Source organism: Verrucomicrobiota bacterium, from assembly GCA_016871495.1.
Lineage (GTDB): Bacteria > Verrucomicrobiota > Verrucomicrobiia > Limisphaerales > VHDF01 > VHDF01.
Map to the genome: position 1 here is coordinate 1 of VHDF01000027.1, position 19,486 is coordinate 19,486.

Consider the following 19,486-nt stretch of genomic DNA (forward strand, 5'->3'; position numbering starts at 1 on the left):
TCCACTGCTCAGCCTCATCTTCGCCCTCACATGGTCCGGACGATTGTCCGCGCAAAACTTTCCGGCCTTGGATCCCGCGTTCCATCCGGTGATCTCGCGTACCGGAGGATTCGTGAGCGCGATGGCCGTCCAGTCCGACGGAAAGATTGTCGTGGCAGGCGGTTTCAGCGCCCTGCAAGGAACCGCCCGGCTCGGTCTGGCCCGGCTCAACCAAGACGGCACGCTCGACTCCACTTTCGATCCGGGTCTTTCAGCGTGCTGCGGAGGTGGGGGCGGGTTTCGCGCGGATTTAGTCTCACCCATCACGGCGCTGGCCGTCCAAGCGGACGGCAAGGTGTTGATCGGGGGAAGTTTCACCACGGTTCGCGGTCTGGCTCGCCACGGGCTCGCGCGGCTTCACGCGGACGGCAGCCTTGACGCCGGCTTCGACCCGGGCACGAGCGTGGCCAATTCCTTGGGACGTGGTGGTTCGTTGATCGCGTTTTTGCTCGCCCAGCCGGATGGTCGAGTCGTTGTCGGCGGATCTTTCAATTCAGTTCAAGGCGTTCCCCGCAATGGCATTGCCCGGCTGAATGCAAACGGAACGTTGGATGCCTCGTTTGACCCCGGAGCGGGAATCCAGATCGAAATTGGCGAGCAATTGTCTCTCGGCCAATTGCTGTCCGATGGCCGGATCCTGGTGGCGGGAAGATTTGAGCTCTTTCAAGAGAACAACCGTTTCAGCATGGCGCGTCTTCATGCCAACGGCTCGCTCGACACGAGTTTTGACCCTCCGATTTACCTTGTGGAACGGGAGCGCGGCCCCCAATCCATCAACGGATTTGCCATGCAGCCCGACGGCAAAATCGTCGTCAGCGGAACCTTCGACTTGCTTGATTCCAACAGCGCGTGGGATCTGGGTCGATTGAATGCGAATGGCACAGCGGACCCAAGCTTTACTGCGTCGCTGAGAGTTCCGGATGGCGAGAGCTTCGTGGTGCTTGGCTCCCAGTTGGACGGTAAAATCCTGGGACTCTACAGCGCGAGCCATCGTCAGCCCAATCAGCCGAGAACGCTTTTCCGGCTCAATGCCGATGGCAGCCCTGACGCTTCTTTCACGCCGGTACCACTCGAATCGGACGAGAACCGCGGTCTGCGCATCGCCCAAGCGGTTCGGCAAGCGGACGGCAAATGGCTGGTTGGAGGTCATCTGGCCAATCCTGACCGTTCTATGCCGGGCCTGCTGCGCGTGGATACCGGTGGCAAAGTGGATGGCAACTTCCGCGCGGGGTTTGAATTGGCCGAGGCCGGCGCCGTGCAGATTCAGGCCGTTGAAGTTCAATCGGATGGAAAAATCCTGGTGGGCGGCACCTTTAACCTGGTCAACGGAACCGCCCAGGAACGTTTTGCACGATTGCTCCCCGACGGGCGTCTCGATTCGTCGATGGCGACCGTGATCGGGATGGGCGAAACGGGTGATGCGGTTTCGGCCATCACGCTGGATCAAGAAGGAAGAATCCTCCTCGGCGGTCAATTCAGAACGGTGAATGGCGTGGTTCGAAATGGATTGGCCCGCCTGAACAGCGACGGGACCCTGGATACCACCTTTCAGACTGGAACAGGCACCAACGAAAAGGGACTGACAGGATTTGACGCGGTGGGGCGTGTGGTGACGATTGCGGTGGATACCAACCAGTTCGTGTGGATCGCCGGTGATTTTGTGATGTACGCGGGCGTCCGCATTCCCTACATCGCGCGGCTGAAACCGGAGGGCGCGTTGGACACCACTTTCAACATGGGATTCCGCCTGTGCGACACATGCGATGTTCCCACGATCCGCAGCCTGGCCCCGCTCGAGGACGGCACCATGCTCGTCGCGGGCAGCATCGAACGGATCGGCGTCACGATGTCGCCGAATCTGGTTCGCGTCCTCCGCGATGGCAATGTCGCGGGGGGGTTCCTTCACCAGCTCGGCGCCGGCGACGAAGTGTGGTCGCTGGCGCCGGACGCAAATGCTGGCGCCGTAGCCGCCGTTTCCGGGAACGGAAAGGGACGGCTGGTTCGATTTCGTCCGGATGGAACACCCGAGGAAGAATTCAAGCCTGAGATCCTCTCGCCGTCCCAGGAGACCTCGGCGCCCGGATCCGCGGTGGTGGTGGATCGCGAGGGGCGCGTCATCGTGGCCGGAGCGTTGGGTGCGGTGGGCGCCGAACCTCGATTGGGCTTGGCTCGGTTGAAAAAAGACGGGTCGTTGGACACCGAGTTCAAAATGGCTTCAGGATTTCGGGGGGGGATTTTTGAGCCCGCCTCGACCCGATCGGCGGTGATCTCCGATGCCGGGTTGCAACCCGACGGCGGCTTGATCGTGTCCGGTCACTTCGCGACGGCCGCCGGATCCGTCCGGCTCGGTCTGGCCCGATTTTTGACGGACAGCCGTCCTTTCGAACGCAAGAGTGGAGGCGGCGCTTCGGGAAGCAGGCCGCAACTTCTTTCGCCCGGGCGCTTGCCCGACGGCACTTTTACGTTTTTGGTCGCGGGGGAGCCGGGAAAGAGCTATCGAGTGGAGGTATCGGGAGATCTTGTAGGCTGGGGCTCGCTGGGCGTGGTCGCGGGCGCGGCACAGCCGGTCCTGTTTCGCGATCCACTCGGAGCTTCCGCCGCGATGCGATATTATCGAGCCGTGGTGTTGCCATGAACCCCGGGTTGGTCCGGAGGTTTCATGCTGGGTCCGGGATGAGGAAACTCCGGCCCAGGCGAGTGTGAAATAGGGGGTTTAGTGCAGCAGCCAGAAGCAGACGATCGCGATCCCGGTGGGAAACAAGGCGCCGAGAAGAAGGCCCAGCGGGCTGATACCCTCATCGGCGAACACTTTGGCCGATTGCAGAATGCCGACGCCCGCTGGATTGGGAGCATTGGCGATCACCGTCAAACCTCCGCCGGTTACGGCACCCGCCACGAGCGCGTACTTCAATTCATCGGAAATGCCTTCCACGAGAGCGCCTAGATATGTGAGCGCGGCGTTGTCGGTGATGGCCGTCAGCGCCGTGGCTCCATAGAAAAGAGCCGATCCGCTTAGATTCTGAATCAGGGGTTTCAGCCAGTAGGCTTGCAGTGTGCCCAGCGTCACCAGTCCGGCCAGGAAGAATCCCACGAGCAAGCCTTCCCTTAATTTCAGTTCCTCCTGATATTCCTTGGTGGCCGTGACCACGCCGAGGAAAAGCACGAAGACGCCAAAAAACACATCGGGGTGGTGGGCAAGCGCGACCACCATCGCCATGAATGCGACGTGAGTCGCCGTCAGCCAGTGCGGGAGGCCGGGTCCCGAATCCAGCTTCAGCGGCAGAGCGCAGAGTTCCCGTCGGAACACCCACGCCGTCACCACCGTGCTGACCAAGCATGCGATCGCGGCTCTCCACCCAAAATGAGTCATCATGAAGGCGGTGTCCCACTTCCATTTGGATGCCACCATGAGGACAGGGGGCGCGGCATACGCAGTCAGCACGCCGCCGATGGAAACATTCACAAACAGGAGGCCCAAGGTCGCATAGGCAAGCCGAGGCGAAATACCCGCATCGAAATATCTCCGCTTGAGCACCAGGGCCAGCAAGGTCATTGCCGCAGGTTCCGTGATGAACGATCCCAGCAGCGGACCTAAGAACAAAGCCGCGGTGTAGAAAGACAACCCGGCGGGAAAGGGCAGCAGCCGGGCCACGGCCTGAATGAACACTTCGGCGAGACGAACGATCGGGCGCGTGGCGGCCACCACCATCACCACCATCACGAACTTCGCCTCGGTGAAGTTCAAGCCTTCGATGTAAGCGATGGCATCCTGAAAAGACCCCCGCAAGGCAGAGATCCCGAGGAAAAGCGCAGCTCCCCAAAGTCCGAACACCACCTCTGTTTCCGCGAGGAAATGCAGCACGTTTTCCGGAATGGAGCCAGGAGGGTATCGATGCGCCCAATGCGCGAACCGTTTCACCGCAAAGGTATGCAGCACCGCCAGGGCAAAGAAGATTGTGGCCAGAGTTTCCATCGCGCTGCCGTGTGTAACTGAACGAGGTTGGCGCGTCGAGCCAAGGTGGCGCCGATTACTTGTAATCCTGCCGAACCAGAATGACGCCTTCCTCCCGGCCCTCCAGTTGGGCACGCACGGATTGCTCGCGGGCTGCAAAGAACCGCTTCACCTGATAGACGGGATGGTTTTGATCCATGGGATTGCCATCGCGCGGCCCCTCATTCCATTCACCCGAGACCGCTTGATTGAATTTTGCCAGCCGCTCAGAAGACTCCTCCCCCACGAAGGGACGAATCGCGGCCGCCAGTCCATCCAGGCGGCGACTCAGTCTTTGCGAATTGAATTGGGAGTCCAACAGCCGCCGGAGCTCCTCCCGATAGGTTTTCTTGAACGATCCGACGGCGAACACGCGATCGAGAAACCGATTCGGAGCAATCCAGGGCTTGTCGATGCTCGATCGCTCTCTTTTTTCCGCCGTGCCAATGAAGGGGAATTCACCCCAGGCATGGTCCAAGTCCCAGGGAATCCAGCCGAACCGGTGCGTGACTGGATCGAGATAAAGCAGGAAGTTCTGCCCATTGGAGAGGAGTCCGTCGTAGTTCGCGAGCAATGTTTCACACGCCATGAAGGTGGCGAATTGCTTGAGATCGACGAAGTCGGCAATCTGGGTGGAGAAGTCCTGGTCCTGGGCATGAGTCACCAGCTTAGCAAGGTCCATCACCCGTTTCTTGGCGCTCTCCTGGATCTCGGTTTTGGGATCGTAAATGCCTTCGTACGCCGCCCAGTCGTTGCCGAGGTCCTTGAACAATTCCATCGTGACGGGTTTGAACAGTGTGTACCCGTCGCGCCCGAAACGTTCCCTGGCCCATTGACCGTCCGGATTTTCCACCATCACGTACAGGCCGAGCAGGCGGCGCTGGAATCGGCCCTCGATCGAGATCAGCAACCTCGCGAACGCCGTTCTGGGCGCGGCCACGCCAGCCTCGCGGAAGAACTCGTAGCCCAAGGCGTCGCTCAGGGAGGAACGATCTGCCAGGAGATTGCCGAAGTTGAAGATGGCGCGGCCCGCCATGGCTCTTCCCGGCTCACCCCGGTCCAGTTGAACCTTGAACGGACGTTTGTAACTTCCTATTCCGGCCAGGAAAGTGCCGTTGCCTTTGAAGCGAATGGCCGCGTTCGTGAACCGCTCTCCGGCGAAGTCAAAGGTTCCCGTAGACCAAGGCAGATCGATCCCGAGCACCCCGGCCAAACCGTTGCGGCTCGCCTTCGGATTCCGAAGCACGATGGTGCCGTCCGGTTGCATGAAGTTCGGGATGGGAGGGACTTTTTGCGGCTTCATCGTTTCCCATTGTCTCCCTGTGAACGCCAATTCCACCGGCCAGACTTCGGAGGCGCTGAAGAGACGCTCGGGGAGCAACGGAGAATCCCCCCTGGAAGCCAGTTTCCGGCTGTCTTCTTCGCTGAGGCGGGGTTCCCCGGGCTCTTGTCCAGGCTTGTCCATGCCCCGGATCATGAAAGTGCTGAACACCCACATTTGCACGCGGGGAATCTTGAAGAGCAAATAGGCCGACACGACCAGAGTGGCCATGCCGAACACGGCCGTCAGGACCGAAAGCAGGAGCCAACGCTTCCAACCCGACTGGGGAAACCATCGCGGTAACAACGCCATAAAGCGCATCGTGAAACCCGTCCCGGATCGGTGCAAGGGACAAATGGAGCGGGAGGAGTTCTCCGCGGCGGATGGGCGCGAGCGGAAGCGCCGTGAACGGCGCGCCCCGACAACTTGCGGATGCTCCGGAGCCCATTCGGCGGTCAAATTGGCGCTTCCGCAAGTTCTGGAAATAGGATTGAATCCGGCCAGTCATCCAGCCTTCCATGAAGTTCGAGCGGCCCCCAAACCCATCGGTCATTGCCCCTGCCAGGCCGGGGAGCAGATCGCCCGGATCCGCTGGCTGGGTGAGGGCGTGGGCAGTCTGGTGGCTGCTGTTCGTTTTGGGTGGGCAGGCCTCGGAGCGCCCTGGTGACAACCCGGGAATGGACGAGAAGCTTCGACATTGGGCCTACCAACCCGTCCAGCGCACGGTTCCACCAAAGCCTTCGAACCCGGAGTGGGTTCAGTCTCCGGTGGATGCCTTCATTCTCAAAGAACTCGATGCGCAGGGACTGCGACCCGCGACTGCCGCCGGGAAAAGAATTCTTTTGCGGCGCGCGACCTTCGACCTGACGGGCTTGCCTCCGACCCCCGCGGAGATGGAAGCCTTCCTGGGCGACCCCAGGCCGGGTGCCTTTGCCCGGGTCGTGGACCGCCTGCTTGATTCCCCGCGTTACGGGGAACGCTGGGGGCGGCACTGGCTCGACGTGGCGCGGTACGCGGATTCGAATGGACTGGATGAGAACGTGGCTTTCGGCAACGCGTGGCGTTACCGGGATTACGTCATCAACGCATTCAATCGCGACAAGCCCTATTCCCTTTTCCTCGCGGAACAACTGGCGGGGGATCTCTTGCCCAATGCCGCCGATGAATCCCTCCTTTTCGAAAGGCGAACCGCGTTGGGGTTTCTCTCTCTCGGACCCAAGCTGTTGGCTGAACCGGACAAGGTGAAGCTGGAGATGGACATGATCGACGAGCAGATCGACACCCTGGGCCGCGTCTTTTTGGGCGCCACCTTGGGATGTGCACGATGCCACGATCACAAGTTCGATCCGGTCGGAACGGACGAATACTACGCCCTGGCGGCGATCTTCAAGAGCACGCGCACCATGGACGATCTGAAGACCATCGCCCAATGGCATGAGCCTGTCCTTGCTCGACCGGAGCATTTCAAGGTCAAGGAAGCGCACGAACACCGCCTTGCGGCTCATCGCATCGCGCTGACGAATACTTTGAATGAAGCCGTCGCTCGCTGGAAATCGGAACATCGAGGCGAAACGCCGTCCAAGGATTTCGAGAAGCAGTTGCCCAGGGAGGCCCAGCATCGGATCCAAGAATTGCGCGAGGCGTTGAAGCGGTTGGAGGAACTTTCACCGGAGCTGCCCTCCACCATGGGCGTGACCGAGCAAACCAACATCCTGCAGCAACTGGCGGTTCACGTTCGCGGCAGCCACTTGCAATTGGGAGCCCCCGTGGCGCGCACGGTACCGAAAGCCATGACCGCCGCCCCGGCCCCCGCTTTTTCAGGCCAATCCAGTGGCAGGCTGGAATTGGCGCGGTGGATGACGGATGCTCGCCACCCCTTGACCGCGCGGGTCATGGCCAATCGAGTCTGGCAAGGTCATTTCGGACGCGGCTTGGTGGAAAGCCCGGACAATTTCGGATTGCTGGGGCATCGACCCTCCCATCCCGAACTCTTGGATTGGCTGGCGGTCCGCCTGATCGATTCAGGGTGGAGCCTGAAATCGATGCATCGATTGCTGATGCTCTCCTCGACTTACCAAATGGCATCAAGTTCGGGACGAGATCGCGATGAGGATCCCGATCCGCGCTGGCTCAGTTCTTTTCCCCGGCGCCGATTGGAGGCGGAAGCGATCAGGGATGCGGTGTTGGCGGTTTCAGGAGGGCTGGATCTGAGCATGGGAGGGAAGACGCTGCCCCTGAAGAATCGCGAGTTTGTGTTCAACCACACTTCGCGTGACCAAACGCGTTATGACAGTCCCCGCCGCTCGATCTATCTTCCGGTCATTCGAAATCACCTCTACGACCTCTTTCAACAGTTTGATTTTCCGGACCCCGCGGTGCCCAGCGGCCAGCGCGCTTCCACCGTCATCACCCCGCAAGCCCTCTGGATGATGAACAGCGATTTGGTCGGCCAGGCGGCGGCACGGTTTGCCCTCCGGCTCCTGGACGCTCGCGACCTGGACGACGAAGGCCGCATTCATGAAGCCTACCGTCTGGCCTTCGGACGGCAGGCCACCTCCCAAGAAATTTCACGCGATCGGAAGTTCCTTTCCGGATATGCCTCCATGGAACCGGTCCGACCGCAAGCAATCCGCAGGGATGCGTGGGCAGCTCTTTGCCAGGCGCTGCTCTCCTCGAACGAGTTTTTGTATCTGGATTGAGGGACCGATCATGGTGAATTTCCCCTTATCGAACAGCGCGAGGTTGTGGTCCCGCCGTCGTATGTTGCAGCGGACTTCGGCGGGTTTCGGCTGGCTGGCGGCCTCCACCTTGCTGGCGGCGGAGGTCGATCCGGTTTCCGCCTCCTCCCCATTGCGTGCCCGAGCCCCCCATTTTTCAGCGCGGGCCAAGCGGGTGATCTTCCTGTTCATGAAGGGAGGCCCTTCGCATCTCGACACCTTCGATCCGAAGCCGCTGCTGGACCGCGACGACGGCAAGCCTTTTCCGGGTCAGAAGCCTCGTGTGACGTTCGCCGCGACGGGGTCATTGCTGAAATCGCCCTGGACCTTTCAACGCCACGGCCGGAGCGGGCTGCCTGTCAGCGAGTTGTTTCCCCATGTGGCCACCTGCGTCGATGAACTCTGCGTCGTGCGTTCCGTTCATGGAACGAACCCCGCGCATGGCGGCGCGTTGCTGAAGTTGCATACCGGCAGCGACAACTTCATTCGTCCCAGCCTGGGCTCGTGGATCACCTACGGCCTGGGCACGGAGAATCAGAACTTGCCTGGATTCATTACCATCTGCCCGACCTTCGCTCATGGTGGCGTGAACAATTGGGGGGCTGCTTTCCTGCCCGCCGCTTGCCAGGGCACTCCGCTGGGCAACGCCACCGTTCCGGCCGGAGAGGCCGCCGTCCGCCATATTCGCAATGCCCGAATGAGCCGGCCGCAGCAACGAATGCAGCTCGATCTGCTCGGGCAAATGAATCGATCGCACCTGGACCAGACCGGACCCGACCCGGCCTTGGAAGGTCGGCTGCAAAGTTTCGAACTCGCGTTTCGCATGCAATCGTCCATGCCCGAGGCCCAGGATTTCGCTGGCGAATCTGAAGCCACCCGGAAGCTTTACGGCTTGGACGATCCCGTGACGGAGAACTTTGGAAAACAATGCTTGCTGGCGCGCCGATTCGCCGAACGCGGTGTCCGCTTCATCCAGGTGACGCATAGCGATGGTGACGTCCAGTGGGATCAGCACGGTCACTTGCGCCGGGGCCATGCCAAGAACGCGGCCGAAGTGGACAAACCCATTGCCGGCCTCCTCAAGGACCTGAAGAGCCGCGGCTTGCTCGCAGACACTTTGGTCTTATGGGGCGGCGAATTCGGACGCACTCCGGCCGCGGAAGGCGGTCGGGACGGCAGGGACCACAACCCCGAAGGTTTTACGATGTGGCTGGCGGGCGGTGGTGTCAAAGCGGGGACCGCCTACGGGGCCACCGACGATTACGGATGGTTCGCCGTGGAGAACAAGGTTCACATCCACGATTTGCATGCCACGCTGCTCGCGTTGCTCGGGCTGGATCATGAACGACTCACCTACCGACACGCGGGACGCGATTTCCGTCTGACGGACGTCAGCGGTCATGTTGCCCGAGGGATCTTCGCCTGATTGGACGGCGCCACGGTCAAGGCGGGACGCCCTGGTTTGAACCTGGAAACGGCTTTACTCGGGATTGGGTTTGGGGGATGCAGGCTGGTTTTTGGGGACGCTATCAGGAAGGAGCTGGCGGAGGGTGCGAAAAGGGTTGAGCGGCAACGTGAGGAACCTGGGAATGTAAAGCGGTTCCGTTTTCGGTTGTCCGAGCGAACCGGTGACGCGGTATTCGAATAGCTTGGCGAAGGGAAGAAACGCCAAAGTGACCACCCGGCCCACGCCGCCCGCTTCCCCGAGCAATTCCGCCATGGCGGTCGCCTGGACTTGGCCGTCGAAATCCACGTCTCCCTTGTAAAGAATGTTGAACGTGCTGGCTCGCAGTTCCAAATCTTCGGTGTGCACTTTGCGATGCGCAAAAGTGCAATTCGCTTTGCCGGAGCCAATGGATGCCTGCCCGGCACCGGGAACCAATCCATTCAAGATCGGTGTAAAAAAGCCAAAGAGTGGAATGCCCCAAAGATAGCCTTGGCGCAACTCGACCTGGCCGCGCCCGGTCCAGGTGTTTTGATCCGTCGTGATCCCGGAATCCACGTTCAAAGTGCCATCGAAAAGTCCGGAGAGCTTGTTCGTCGCGTGAGCGAGTTCGGTGGCCACGGCGTGAAGCGAGGCGTTGGTGAATCGAGCCTGGAGGTTAAATTCTGCACCCTGGGTTGGCAGGACTTTGAACAGGGCGTCCCCGGCCAGGGAACCTTGAGCAAAGGAAGCTCTGACCCCTTTGAGGATGACATCGTTGCCTTTCCAATGAACCCGTCCGGAAATCTCCGGACAATGCATGCGCCACCAAGTGAATCGTTCCCCCTCGACGTCGAATACCAAATCCGTCAATTGCCGGTCCCTGACCGCATAAACACCTTCCGCGCGGACCTTCGGCGGGGTGTCAAAACGGTAAGGTTGCAAGGCTTCGGGAACGCCCTTGCCCAATGCCGGAGAGGAAAGCATGGGATCCAGCCGCCCTTGTCCGCCTTCGATGTGCACCATTTGGGTGTTCACGTCGAAAGTGACGAGCGAACCCGACGCGCTTTCTCCCGCGACGCGTTGCACGTGGGGTTTCACAAAACGGACCAACTCATTTGTCCACTGCAACCGCGTTTCCACCTGCTCGAAGTTGACACCGCGTATCACCATGTTCGAAGCCGCAACCCGAACGTCCACCGCCGAACGGGTCAAGTCTTGCCAGCGGCCCCAGATGGATCCCTCCAGCGCCAGGGGTCCGTTCCATTGAACGAGCTCAAACACGCGTTTTTGATCCGGCGCCAAGAGCGGAGCGGCCAAGGTGGGCGGCAAACTGCTTCGCACCTTCCACTCATAATCCTTGGTCAGCATGTGGCCTTGGTAGGCGAGGGTGGCGGATCCTTCCGGTCGTTCGACCTGGATCAGCGGGATGTTCCATTGGGCATTGGAGAGTCCGATCTCCGCGAACCCCCGGTCCACCGAGATGCCGCGAAACGCGGCATTGGTTCCCGCCGCGCGGGCCTGAACGGAAAGCGTGGGAAGCACCTCGGTTTTCCATTCGGGACGCGCATTGGTCCAGGCGGGCAGCACCACGCTCATTTCCCCTTGAACGAACGGAGGGACTTGCCAGGAAAACTGGCCGATCCAACGGCGCGAATTCTCGGTCAACAGTGGCGCGATCTGATGAAGATCAAAACTCGATTGGGCGCGTGCCGTGAGACGGCGGTGCCTGGGTTCCAGTTCCAGTGAAGCCTCGACGCTTCCCTCCCGCATGCCCGCCTCCAGACGCTTGACGCTCAAGCGTTCTCCGTCCCACTCCAATTCGGCCCGGCCTCGATCGACGGTCAGTTGAGTCTGTTGAATGCGATCCCAATCCAGCTCGGCTCCCAATTTCCAGGATCGCAATGCGTCCCAATAGGCCAGCTCAGAGTTCGGTTCTCTTCGCGACATCGCACCGTCGCCGTTCAACGCGAGGGTTGCGCCTCGCATGAAACCCCAAGGCCCCCAAACTCCCTCCACCGAGACGCTGGCTCTGGCCTTCAGGGGCGACCTCAACTCGATTCCGTGTTCGCCTTCCAGCCGAGTCCATAATTCAACCCCAGTATGACCCCGGGAGGAAAGGGTGGCCGCGCGGAATTCCGCCTGGCTCCGCATCTCCCACGGTCCGCGCCGCACGATGACGGATTCGCCAGATCCCGTGGCATCTTCCACTATGGCGCTCGCGGTGTGCATTTCGGCAACATCGACACTCCATTGGAGACGGTCGATGGCGCCGGGTCGTGCCCCCGGGGGAGCTGTCAGGATCACATGGGCGCCTTCGAGGCGTGCTTCGGGCGCCTGCCAACGCCCCACCTCCAGTTCCAACCGATGGGGAGGCGAATCGTGTCCTGTGGACACATAGGGCCTCCAGGTCCCGCGCAGCATCAGCTCATTCCATTCATGGCGGGCGTAAACTCCCGCGGAGGATTTCAGGGTGATCCGGCCGGCCAGGGTTTCGGGATTCGCGAAGTCGCCTTCGATCACGATTTGGACTGCGGGAGTCTCGGCGAACGTCGCCTGTTCGGCGATGGATTGCACTTGCTCCAGCCAGCGTGGAGGCCCGGAGGCCGAACCGGGCTTTGGCGCAGCGGACTTGGGTTGCAAGACGGTGGCGACGTTCGTCAGTGCCGCCTGGATCTCGAATTTGATCCCAAGCGCGTTGGCTTCGAGTTGGTCGATCTGCCAGACGTCCCCGGGCAAGAAACGCAGGCTGGCCACCACATTGCTCAGGCTGAGGACGCGCAAAGGAGAGCCCGGAGGGGAGAGGGGCCAATCCACTTTGCCCATTCTTAAAGCCGCACCCTCGATGAAGAAGCGGCCTCGACCCAGGGACGCGGGCTCGATCCTGATCTCGAGCCGGTCAAATCCGATGCGAGGGGCCTGCTCTTGTCGCAAGGACCGGGCGTAAACCTTTTCGGCGATGACCGTCCCGGTCATGCCCAGCCGCAACTTGTCAAAGGTGAGCCGGATGCCCCGCGATTCCATTTCGCGTGTGATCACTTTCCCGACCGAATCCGGAAGGCCGGACTGGTTGAGAAAAATCACGGTGAAGAGCAGCACGAAACAAAGGAAAAACAGCCAAATGCGGCACCAGCGAAACACGCGGCGAAAGCCGGGCCAATACCGTCGATCCCGGTTTTCACTCATGGTTTCGTTCCGGGACCGTTCGATCCCGCACCCAAGAGTTTCAGATCTCGAAGGATCTGTTCGTAAAGATCGTAAAATGAATTCGGAATCCCGAAGGCTCTCGCTTCCCCCTCCAGCATCGTGGTCGCAAACGGAGTGTTCCACGGCGAGAGATGCCCGAAGTTGAGCGTGTGAGATTGCGTTTTGTCTCCCAGGCGAACTTCCACCGTCAGTTGGTGCGCGACCTCGGCAAACCCCAGGCGATTCCTGACTTCGTTGCCCCCGGGAATCCAAGTCAAGGCTTGGAGATTGCCCAGCCGGAACAAGCACTCCTCCCAGAGCGGGGCGACCACTTGGGCGTTGGCCGGCCAGGCCGCCCAGTTCCCATCCGGTCCGCGAGAAATTCTCCGCTGCTGGCCCTGGTAGGAAATCGTCGCCTGGATCACCGCGTTGGTGGCGAACTTCCAGAGCGACCGATCCCGAAGTTCATAGGCCCATTGCGGGAGTTGGTTGGCGTCGCTCTGGCGAATCGAATAAAGGGAAGGCTCGTCGGTGCGCCGGGCAAATCGGCCGGAGACTTGGTTCGTCACGCCGAGTTGAATCTGCGCCAGCGTCGTGGAGCCGCCGTTTCCCCTCACGGTGTACTGAACATGGTTCGATCCAAGTCCAAATTGCCCAAAGTCCCCCACGACTTCCTGGACGAATTCCGTCACTTCCAACGTCGCGAGGGTGTCAAGGGCGGCACGGATCAAGATCGGATCGCCCGGGAATGAGGTCGAGCCTTCCACCGTCCAGGACCCTTGGGGGCCCCTTCGCGCCGAAAAAGTTTCGGCCGAACGCACCTCCAATGCGGTGGCGCCCCCTGCGTCAAACGGGCTCAGGCGAGTTTCCCTGAAGCGCGTGTGCGGCGGACGAAACTGGTCCGCCAGTTCTCTCGGCACGAGGACGACATTGGTTCCCCCGGCGGCGCTGGCGAAAACCAGGTCGGGCCGGTTCGTGGGAGAGCCGCCAAAACGCAAGCCTCCCAAGGCATTGGTGCCTTGCGCGAAGATCAAATCCAACGGCAACGGTTGTTGATTCGGGGATTCCAAGTCGATGGACGTCATGCCGTGGGTGAACCCGGCCACGCGCGAATCCGCCATCAACTGAACCAAGGCATCCACCCGCAACGAGTTTGCCCGCGCCACGAAAGGTTTGCTCAATCGCCAAGTCCGGTTCGTCGGATCCCGTTGCAATTCGTAAAACGAACCTTCAGATCGCGCCTCGATCCGATCCAGACGGTTTCGATCGAAGGACACCAGGCTGCGATCTTTCCATTCATCCGCGTGACCGGGCATCCATTTCCGCAGCGCGCTGTCCACGACCGCCACGCTGTCCGAGCCCACCTGTTGCACATACAGGCGTTGCCCCAGAGGCGAAGCCCCACCCAGGCGCCACTCCACGCGCCGATCTCCCTCGAACAACGCGAGGCGGATGGGGGGCTGTTCGAGGCCAAACGCCGCCAATCCCCCCGGTTTGGTGATGATCTCGCGGGCGGGAATGGAGGTGAGAATGTCCAGTTGCGACAACCGCTCAAGGAGCGTGTTGATCGTCTCCGACTGGGCCGGATAGCGGTCCGGCAACATCATCCACCAGGCTCCGTTCGTTCCGCGTTCCACCCGAATGAGTGCGTTGGTTGGAAACGTGACTTCCAACGCGGTCACGGCGCCAGGCTGCACTCGGAGAAGCCGAGCCCGGTCCGGGCTCGCACCCGGGTCAAGAGAGGGCGAGCCTCGTTCGAAAAAGAAAATGTACGCGAAGAGTCCGAGGGCGGCGGCCACCAACCATCGTGTGGAACGAGTGTTCATGCCTCGACAACCCGGGTTATTTTCGACGGCGAAACCAAACCAGCACGCCCGGCAACAAGCAGGCTCCGGGGACACCGGCCAGCAGCGACCAGCGCAACCAGAAGGATTTTTCCTGGCTGAGGGCGAGTTGATACTCCTTGAACGGACGCGGTTCGATCCCCCCCAGAAGCTCGGATCGATCCAAAAGCCAGTTCAAGACCAAACCCGCGAAGTCCCGGTTCGCCACGCTGTCGATGGTTCGATTCGCGAAAATCGAAGGATCCCCAATCACCACAAGCCGCGTGGAGCCATGGCCGTCGGAGATGCCCTGGATGGCCCCCCGCTCGACGGCCACCGCGAGCGACACCGTCCCGGTGCGGTCCTTGGCAGGATGGATCCGCACCTTTTCAGCGCTGATATCGGAAGCGGTCACCGCTTTGGGACCGGTCAATAAGAGTTCCGTGACTTGAGGCGCGTCCGCCCCGCTCGGCTTGTTTTCCACGGGTCGGACCGGCCGCGGCAGCGCGAAGTAGAGCTGTGCATCCGTCATGGCCCGGGCGATCGGATGGCTGCCGAATCGGGTGACCAACAAGTCCTGTCCGGACACGGATTCCTCGCGATCATAAACCAAACTCCCGCCCACCTGGACTCCCCAGGCCGCGAGCACGCGGTCAAGCTGGCCGACGCCCGGTTTTCCGTACAAGAGCGGCTCGATGCCGAACAACATCAGCGCCTTGCCCCCCCGGTTCAAGTAGCGCTCCACTTTGGCCGCCTCGTCCGGTTGAAACGGGTCGAGCGGACCGGCGATGATCAACAACCTGCAATCCGGCGGCACCTCCTGAGCCCCGCGCAATGAAAGCGTTTCAAAATCGATCGACCGGGAAGTCAAGATTCCCGCAAACTGAGAATAACCCTTGGCCCGTTCATTGTTGTCCGGACTGAACTCGCGATGGCCGGTGACGAAATAAGCCTTGTCCGCGCGCGGCTCCAGCACCGCGTAAATCGCGGAGCTAAACTGCAGTTCGCCTTTGAAGGACTTTCGCTTGATGGCGTTCGTGGCCCCCGCCATGGCGGATCGCACCGCCGTGTCCAAATCATAATCCACCAACTCGCGTTCGAAAACGGGTTTCACCCGCTGTTGGTGGCTGAACAGCACCAGGTTCTTTCCTTCCGCCTCCGCGATTTTGTGGCGCGCGAGGGCCAGTTGCGCCGCGCCGGGAGCCCGCGTCGGATCGATGCGGTGGACTTTGATGCGGGGACTCGCGTTCTCGTAAGCATCGAGCAAGCCCGTCACCGCTCCGTAGAGGGTGGCGGATTCGGCGGGGTCGATCAGAATGGTCACTTCGACGTCGTTGGTCACCGAGCGCAGCAGCCCGAGCGTCATCGCCGACAGTTGGAACCGCGGGTCGCCCGTGAGGTCCCAGCGGCGAAAATGTCGGGCCGAGAGGTAATTGGCCATCACCACGATGGCGAGCAAGGCGGCGGCGCCCAAAGCCACGTTCAGTCCGATGCCCCATTCACGCCCGGGACGAAAACTTGCTTCTGATGGCGGCTCCTGCATGGGTTACTTCCAGCGCCGGCTTTCCACGGCTTTCACCGCCATAAACAAGAACCAGACCGCCGTACTGATGTAAAACACCACATGGCGGGTGTCCACCGTGCCCCGCACAAAATCCTGCATGTGTTCGATCATGGAAACATGGTCAAAGAACCGCGCCCACCGGCCGGATCGCGCCGGGGCGGTCAGGGCAAAAAAGCTCGCCACGAAAAAGACCGATCCCATCGCAAACGCTGCCATCGCCGCGATGATTTGATTCCGGGTCATCGCCGAGGCGAAAATGCCGATCGAGATATAGAGGCAGCCCACCAGGAAAATCCCGAGAAACGCCGTGGTGGTCGCCATCGCCGGCAACAAGGAGGGTTCCTGCGTAAAGTAACGCACCAAAACCAGGCAGACCACCAGCGGAGCCCACAGGATCAGGTAGAAAATCATAGCACCCGTGAACTTGGCCAGCACCACCTGCGCATCACGCACCGGGGTGGTCATGAGCGTCTCAAAGGTGCCGGTGGATCGCTCGAGCGCGAAGGAACGCATGGTGATGGCCGGGCTCGCCACCAGAATAACCAGCCAAAAAAACATGGTGCGATAAAAGAGTTCTGTCAGCGGTTCATCGCTCGAGGACCCGTTCATCGCGGCGGTCATCTGGCTAAAGCTCAGCCCCAGCATCAAGGCCACGACCGTCAGCACGACGTAGCCGCTGAATGAGAAAAAATAAGAGCCCAACTCCCGGCGGACCAGCGTCAGAAACACTTGCATCAGGGCGCCTCCTCCTCCCGGTCTCCCCGAGTCACCCGCACGAAAACGTCTTCCAAAGACCGGCGGCCCCGCCGGAGCTCCCGCAACTTCCAACCACGCTCCACCGCCAGATCGAACAATCGAGGACGCGCGTCATCACCCTCCCGCACCGATACCGCGCAGCGGAAATAATCCCCTTCGGCAGGCGACACATCCACGCGAACCACATCCCGCACTTCTTCCAGAGCCTCCCGAAGTTCCGCCGCGGGTGCTCGCACCTCGGCGATCACCGGCCCGGCGTCCTCCGGTCCTCGCTTCAGGTTTTCCAAGGTTTCCGACATCCGAATGGAGCCCTGATGCAAAATCAGCACGCGGGTACAGGTCATTTCCACTTCCGGAAGGATGTGGGTCGAAATCAGCACCGTTCGTTCCTTCCCAAGGTCCTTGATCAATTGACGCACGGCGCGGATCTGATGGGGGTCGAGTCCGATGGTCGGTTCGTCCAGGATGATGAGCTCGGGCTCGTGGACCAGCGCGTCCGCCAGCCCCACTCGCTGGCGAAAGCCCTTCGAAAGCTGGCCAATAATCTTGTGACCCACGTCCTTCAATCCGCACTGCTCCAGCACTGCGCTCACCCTCTCACGCGAACGGGCAAAACCGAGCCCTTTCAAACGCGCGCGGAACTTCAAATACTCTCGGACCCGCATGTCCACGGGCAAGGGATTGTTCTCCGGCATGTAACCGATGCGCCGGCGGACTTCCTCCGACTCTCGAAACACATCATAGCCCGCGACTGTGGCCGTGCCGGAGGACGCCGGCATGAAACAGGCAAGGATGCGCATGGTGGTGCTCTTGCCCGCTCCATTCTGCCCCAGCAAGCCCACCACTTCCCGCCGGCCCACGGAAAAAGTCAGCCCAGCGACCGCCGTGTGTCCGGCGTATCGCTTGACCAAGTCTTTTACCGCGATGATGGGCGTTTCATCCATGGGATTCGCGAGTCGCGATCAATCTATTCGGAAGACTGCGTCGAGGGCATCAAAAAGTCATCGCAACCGCAATCGACCCTCCTGCCGCTCGAACCCGGCTACCACCCCGCGTCTCCACGGAACTCCCACGATCACCGACACCCGATCCCCGGCTTTGCGCCCCGCAAGCCAGCGAGCGGTCTCCACGACATCGTGCGTCGCAAACCCCTCGATCTCCAAGAGGATCATCTGCGGACTCAGCCCGGCCAGGGAAGCCGGTCCTCCCCGCTCTACAGTGCTCAGCAGCAGACCGCGCAAAGGGAGCCCCGCTTGAGCGCCATCCCAAGCCTTCACCCCCGCGCCCAATCGCTGACGAATCATTTCCTCGTTGAAAATCTCCCGCTCCGGAATGCCCGTGACGGCAATTCGCTTCCGCCCCTCGCCTCGCTGCACAACCAAGACCGCCGCTTTCCGTTCCGGCGTGGACACCAGGGCACGGTTAAAATCGAACCAACTCCGGACGCTCTCCTCATTGACGGAAAGAATCGGATCGCCCTCCCTCAAGCCCGCCTTTTCGGCGGGACTTCCCGGTTCGACCCTCGCAATCCGCGGGTTCGCTCCGGTCGTCTTGACGCGCAATCCGTAATAGAGGCCCTTCATCACCTCCGGCGTGAAAATTTCCCCCAAGGATTCCGCGACGCGTTTCGCCGGGATCGCAAACCCGATGCCCTGCCCGACCTTCAAGACCGCCACATTGATGCCAATCATCTCGCCGTTTAAATTAACCAGGGGGCCGCCGCTGTTTCCGGGGTTGATCGCGGCGTCCGTCTGCAGCCAGTCCGCGATTTCCAACCGCTCCCCCTCGGCATTTGGACCGGCTCGGCGGCTCTTCGAGCTCAAGATCCCTCGGCTGACCGATCCGCCGAGTCCAAACGGATTGCCCATGGCCAGAACGGTTTCTCCGAGCAACAGGTCGTCATCGGCGCCAAACCGCGCGGCTGGAAACTTGCGCCCGGACGCCACCCTTAGTTTCAACAACGCGACGTCCGTCTTGCGGCTGCCCACCATGTTCTCCGCCTGAAAAATCTCTTCCCCGATCTGCACGAAGATTTCGTCGGCGCCCTCCACCACGTGCACATTGGTCACCACGTAACCGGCCTCGTCGATCACCACCCCTGAACCCGCGCTTTCTTCGGGGGGGAGATCCCGCGTAAACGGCGTCCAATTCTCTCTCCACCAATCATAGAACAATCCACGGCTGCGCACGCGCGTCTTGGTTCGAATGTTCACGACCGCGGGCATCACTTTCTCCACCGCCCGCACCACCGGATCTCTCCGGACATCCTCCCCGGACACGGCGGCCAGCAGGTTTGGATGGACCGGACCTGCCTCCCGCCCTGAGAGATAGAGGGCGCACCAGGCCACTGCGCAGACTTTCCACGCCTTCCAACCGCTCGCTCTCGTTCCATAACTCCACCCCTCGCCGCTCCGCCGGCCGAGGCTTGGCCGAAACCGGCGGGTGTCAATCACGCTGGTCTTCATCGTTGCTTGCTGCTCCATAGACGTTGCTGGCGGCGATAATGTTCGGACCCATGCCCTCGAATCAACGCCTGACCGCCTATGGCCCGGCGGAGACGTTCGCCACCTCTTCGTCGGAGCGCCCGCGGGCGGATGTCCGCCATGGGCTGACGCATCCCTCATTTGGCGTCAAGACCGCCCCCGGTGCTCCAGCACGCTTCCCCG

Annotated in this window: 11 protein-coding genes; 3 read left to right on the forward strand and 8 right to left on the reverse strand. The window is 61.2% G+C overall.

Annotation, left to right across the window (positions count from 1 at the left end):
• The coding region (locus FJ404_08085; protein MBM3822827.1) for a hypothetical protein at nt 1-2,674 on the forward strand (2,674 nt) is incomplete at its 5' end.
• Between the two features lie 78 nt (nt 2,675-2,752).
• Here FJ404_08085 and FJ404_08090 read toward each other — a convergent pair.
• A complete protein-coding gene (locus tag FJ404_08090) occupies nt 2,753-4,012 on the reverse strand; it encodes a hypothetical protein (GenBank protein ID MBM3822828.1) in 1,260 nt (419 codons plus the stop codon).
• Nucleotides 4,013-4,067: 55 nt separating this feature from the next.
• Nucleotides 4,068-5,699, reverse strand: coding sequence for a hypothetical protein (locus FJ404_08095; GenBank protein MBM3822829.1), 1,632 nt, complete (start codon nt 5,697-5,699; stop codon nt 4,068-4,070).
• Nucleotides 5,700-5,869: 170 nt separating this feature from the next.
• Here FJ404_08095 and FJ404_08100 point away from each other — a divergent pair, with 170 nt between their 5' ends.
• A complete protein-coding gene (locus FJ404_08100; protein ID MBM3822830.1) occupies nt 5,870-8,050 on the forward strand; it encodes a DUF1553 domain-containing protein in 2,181 nt (726 codons plus the stop codon).
• A gap of 61 nt (nt 8,051-8,111) precedes the next feature.
• Nucleotides 8,112-9,494, forward strand: a complete 1,383-nt coding sequence (locus FJ404_08105; GenBank protein ID MBM3822831.1) for a DUF1501 domain-containing protein — start codon at nt 8,112-8,114, stop codon at nt 9,492-9,494.
• A 54-nt stretch (nt 9,495-9,548) separates the two neighbouring features.
• Here the strand turns inward: FJ404_08105 and FJ404_08110 are convergent, their stop codons facing one another.
• The 6 genes from FJ404_08110 to FJ404_08135 all read right to left on the reverse strand — a co-directional run bounded on the left by FJ404_08110 (nt 9,549) and on the right by FJ404_08135 (nt 19,444).
• Entirely contained in the window at nt 9,549-12,677 is a 3,129-nt protein-coding gene (locus tag FJ404_08110; GenBank protein MBM3822832.1) for a hypothetical protein, read from the reverse strand.
• Nucleotides 12,674-14,503, reverse strand: coding sequence for a DUF4340 domain-containing protein (locus FJ404_08115; protein MBM3822833.1), 1,830 nt, complete (start codon nt 14,501-14,503; stop codon nt 12,674-12,676). The genes FJ404_08110 and FJ404_08115 overlap by 4 nt, the downstream gene beginning before the upstream one ends.
• A 16-nt stretch (nt 14,504-14,519) precedes the next feature.
• The gene (locus tag FJ404_08120; protein ID MBM3822834.1) at nt 14,520-16,043 is read right to left on the reverse strand and encodes a hypothetical protein; all 1,524 of its coding nucleotides are present in this window, start codon (nt 16,041-16,043) and stop codon (nt 14,520-14,522) included.
• A gap of 3 nt (nt 16,044-16,046) precedes the next feature.
• Nucleotides 16,047-16,799: a hypothetical protein gene (locus FJ404_08125; protein ID MBM3822835.1), complete on the reverse strand. Its 753-nt coding sequence runs from the start codon at nt 16,797-16,799 to the stop codon at nt 16,047-16,049.
• Nucleotides 16,799-17,749 carry an ATP-binding cassette domain-containing protein gene (locus FJ404_08130; GenBank protein ID MBM3822836.1) on the reverse strand — a complete coding sequence of 317 codons (951 nt, stop codon included), beginning with the start codon at nt 17,747-17,749 and terminating at the stop codon, nt 16,799-16,801. Before FJ404_08130 ends, FJ404_08125 begins: the two co-directional genes overlap by 1 nt.
• Before the next feature lie 72 nt (nt 17,750-17,821).
• Entirely contained in the window at nt 17,822-19,444 is a 1,623-nt protein-coding gene (locus FJ404_08135; GenBank protein ID MBM3822837.1) for a PDZ domain-containing protein, read from the reverse strand.
• Between the last annotated feature and the right edge of the window lie 42 nt (nt 19,445-19,486).